The following is a 3,745-nucleotide window of genomic DNA, read 5'->3' as shown; positions in this document are numbered from 1 at the left end:
GAACACCCCGACGAATGCCACAACCGCCAAGGTGAACACCACCAACAAGCGGGCATGTTCGCCCGCGGGAGTGGGTGCCTCGGCGGCGGGATGGCTGGGCTCCGGCACCAGCGCTGTGGTCACCAGGCCCGTCACCATGGCCAACGCCGCCACTGCATAGGCCGCCGCCCACGCGCCGTAGTCGTACCCTCCCTTGGCCGAGCCCCATGCCGCGGCCAGAAACAGCACCCCTGCCCCGGCCACCACCATGCCGATGCGGTAGCCGGCGATATAGGCGGACGACAACACCCCCTGCTGCTCGGGGGCCGCGATCTCGATGCGGTAGGCATCGATGACGATGTCCTGCGTGGCCGACATGAAACCCAACAGCACCGCAAACCCCGCCATCCGCACCAGCGCAAACGGACCAGCGGCCGGGTCGGTGCTGGCCATCCCCAGAATGGCCACGACCACCCCCATCTGGGCCGCCAACAGCCAGGCGCGCCGCCGCCCCAGGCGCGCCGTCAGCCACGGCAAGGGCAGCCGATCCACCAACGGCGCCCAGACGAATTTGAACGAATACGCCAGCGCCGCCCAGCTAAAGAACGTGACGGCCCGGCGCTCCACCCCCGCCTCCCCCAGCCAGAGCGACAACGACGAAAAAATCAGCAGCAGCGGCAAACCCGCGGAAAACCCCAGCGCCGCCATCGCAGGCACACGCCAATCCCACAGCACCCGCCACCACGGTGCGGGCGGGGACGAATCGGCGGGGTGGGCAGGCGGCGCGGACATGGATGCGGACGGACAACGGGGTTACAAAAGACACGATCGGTCACGACACAGGCCACCGATTGTGCCTATCATGCGCCCATGTGCTGGATGTGTCATGCGCGGACCGCGCTTTTGGGTCGACGGGGTTTTTTGCGTGGGGCGACGGCGGCTGCCGGTGCCCACGCACTCGCCCCGGTCTGGGCGCAGGTGGATGTGGGTCCACCTTCCAGCTTGCGCTCACTGGTACCCGCGGCACAATTGGAGGCGGCCGCGCGCCAGCAATATGCCCAACTGCTGGCCGAGGCACGCGCCAAGGGCGCGCTGGCCCCAGATGATCATCCGCAACTGCGCCGACTGCGCGCCATCGCCCAGCACCTGGTGCCACATGCGCTGCCATGGAACGAGCGCGCGCGCCAGTGGCGTTGGGAGGTCAACCTCATCGGCAGCAAGCAGATCAATGCCTTTTGCATGCCGGGCGGCAAGATCGCGTTTTTTACCGGCATCTTGGACCAACTGCAGCTCAGCGAGGACGAAGCCGCCATGGTCATGGGCCACGAGATGGCACATGCGTTGCGCGAGCATGCACGGGCGCGCATCGCCAAGACGCAGGCCACCGGCATCGGCCTGTCGCTCGGGGCGCAGCTGCTCGGGCTGGGCGACCTCGGCCGGCTGGCGGCGGATCTGGGCACGCAGCTGCTGTCGCTCAAGTTCAGCCGTGAGGACGAGACCGAAGCCGACCTGGTGGGGCTGGAGCTGGCCGCGCGCGGCGCCTACGACCCGCGCGCCAGCGTCTCGCTGTGGCAGAAGATGGCGCGCATGACCGGCAACAACGGCCTGGAATTCCTCTCCACCCACCCCAGCGGCCCGAACCGTATCCGCGACCTGCAAGCCAATATTCCGAAGGTCGAGGCGCTGTACGAGCAGGCGCGCCGCGCGGGCTGAGACACGGGCACCCAGCGCCGCTCACGTCCCAGCGACATAAGGATTGTGGCGGCGCTCCTCGCCGAAAGTGCTCTCTGGCCCATGGCCGGGGATGAACACGGTATCGTCGCCCATCGGCCACAGGCGCTGTGTGATGCTGTCGAGGAGCTGCGCGTGGTTGCCGCCCGGGAAGTCGGTGCGGCCGATGCTGCCGGCGAACAACACGTCGCCGACAAAGGCGCGCCGAATCTGCGGCGCGTGAAACACCACGTGGCCGGGCGTGTGACCCGGGCAGTGGCGCACGCGCAGATGCTCCTGCCCCACGGTGACCTCATCGCCGTCGTCCAGCCAGCGCGTTGGCGTAAACGGCTGCGCTGGCGGAAAGCCGAACATGCGGCTTTGCTGCAGCAGTCCGTCGATCCAAAACTGGTCGCCCCGGTGCGGCCCGATGATCGGCAGGCCGAGCCGCTCGGCCAACTCGCCGGCGCCGCCAGCGTGGTCGATGTGCGCGTGCGTCAGCCAAATCTGCCGCAGGTCGAGCCCAAGGCGCTGCACCTCGGCCAGCACGGCGTCGAGGTCGCCGCCGGGGTCGATCACCGCCGCCTCGCGCGTGGCGTCGCACCACACGAGCGAGCAGTTCTGAGCGAAGGGGGTGACTGGGATCGTGAGGTAGCGCAGCATGGCGGTCATTGTAGGCAGCACCAGCCGATACCCCTGCCCCTGCAGCACAATACACCGATGGACACCCCCATCGCCCCCTCGCGCATTGCCTTGGTCACCGGCGCCAGCAGCGGCATCGGCCGAGCCAGCGCCACTGCCTTGCTGCGCGAAGGCTGGACCGTCTGGCTGGTTGGTCGCCGTGCCGCGGCTTTACAGGAAACCATCGACCAAGCCGCCCTCGGCCATCCGGACGCCACCGCCCGGGCACACCCCGTCGTGGCCGACATCGGCGACCCCGCCGCCGTGGAGCGGATCTTTGCCGCGGTACGCACCCGCCATGGGCGGCTGGATCTGCTGTTCAACAACGCAGGCATCTTCACCCCCGCCGCAACGCCGGACGCCACGGCGCTGGAGCACTGGCACCAGTCGGTGCAAACCAACCTCAACGGCGCGTTCTACTGCCTGCGCGCGGCTTTCGCGCTGATGCGCGAGCAGTCCCCGCGCGGCGGGCGCATCATCAACAACGGCTCCATTTCGGCGCACACCCCGCGGCCCGGCTCTGTGGCCTACACCGCCACCAAGCATGCCATCACGGGGCTGACCAAGGCGGCGGCGCTCGATGGCCGGGCGTTCGACATTGCGGTGGGCCAAATCGACATTGGCAACGTCGCCAGCGACATGACCGAGCGCATGGCCGCCGGCGTGCTGCAAGCCGATGGCAGCGTGCGCCCCGAGGCGCGCATGGACATGGATGCGGTGGTGCAGACCTTCATGGCCATGGTGCGTCTGCCGCTGGAAGCCAACGTGCTGTTCACCACGGTGATGGCAACGAAAATGCCCTTCGTCGGTCGTGGCTGACGCACCGCCCGCCCTTCATGGCACCAGCGGCAGTGCGCTGGTGCATTTGATCTCGTCCAGGCACACGCTGGAGCGCACGCCGTTGACCCCAGGCAGTTGGGCCAATGTGCCCAGCAGGAAGTCCGACAGCGCCTTCAGGTCGCGCGCCACCACCTTGAGCACATAGTCGAAATCGCCCGTCACCGCGTAACACTCCTGCACCTGTGCCATGTCGCGCACCCGCTGGCGGAATTGCTCCACCTCGCGGATATGGCCACGCTCCATCGTCACATGCACGAACGCGGTCACCCCCAGCCCCAACCGCGGCGCATCCAGCCGCGCCTCGTAGCGGCGCACATAGCCCTGCTCCTCCAGGCGGCGGTGGCGGCGGTTGCACTGCGCCGGTGACAGGTGCACCGCCTCGGCCAAAGCCTGGTTGGTGATGCGCCCGTCCTCCTGCAAGCGGGCCAGGATGCGGCGATCCACTGCGTCGATGGAAGGGCTGGGCGGCATGGGGCTCTCCTGAGTCGGATATTCATCCAAGTATGCCCCGAAACCCGCAACGACCTTGCGCCAA

4 protein-coding genes and 1 pseudogene are annotated in these 3,745 nt (G+C 68.2%); 2 read left to right on the top strand and 3 right to left on the bottom strand.

Annotation, left to right across the window (positions count from 1 at the left end):
* Nucleotides 1-771: pseudogene (locus P3W97_RS09245) on the bottom strand (MFS transporter); the annotation flags it as partial.
* A gap of 87 nt (nt 772-858) precedes the next feature.
* Here P3W97_RS09245 and P3W97_RS09240 point away from each other — a divergent pair.
* The gene (locus P3W97_RS09240) at nt 859-1,692 is read left to right on the top strand and encodes a M48 family metallopeptidase (protein WP_300846054.1); all 834 of its coding nucleotides are present in this window, start codon (nt 859-861) and stop codon (nt 1,690-1,692) included.
* A 21-nt stretch (nt 1,693-1,713) separates the two neighbouring features.
* On the opposite strand, the gene P3W97_RS09235 is transcribed toward P3W97_RS09240, so the two are convergent.
* Nucleotides 1,714-2,352, bottom strand: a complete 639-nt coding sequence (locus tag P3W97_RS09235) for an MBL fold metallo-hydrolase (RefSeq protein ID WP_300846052.1) — start codon at nt 2,350-2,352, stop codon at nt 1,714-1,716.
* A 57-nt stretch (nt 2,353-2,409) separates the two neighbouring features.
* Between P3W97_RS09235 and P3W97_RS09230 the strand changes: the two genes are divergently transcribed.
* A complete protein-coding gene (locus P3W97_RS09230) occupies nt 2,410-3,189 on the top strand; it encodes an SDR family oxidoreductase (protein ID WP_300846050.1) in 780 nt (259 codons plus the stop codon).
* Between the two features lie 15 nt (nt 3,190-3,204).
* Here the strand turns inward: P3W97_RS09230 and P3W97_RS09225 are convergent, their stop codons facing one another.
* Complete coding sequence (locus tag P3W97_RS09225; RefSeq protein ID WP_300846059.1) at nt 3,205-3,681, bottom strand: Lrp/AsnC family transcriptional regulator; 477 nt, start codon at nt 3,679-3,681, stop codon at nt 3,205-3,207.
* Nucleotides 3,682-3,745: the final 64 nt, after the last annotated feature.

This window comes from Tepidimonas sp., assembly GCF_029335975.1.
GTDB lineage: Bacteria > Pseudomonadota > Gammaproteobacteria > Burkholderiales > Burkholderiaceae_C > Tepidimonas.
This window is presented reverse-complemented; position numbering and strand designations above follow the sequence as displayed.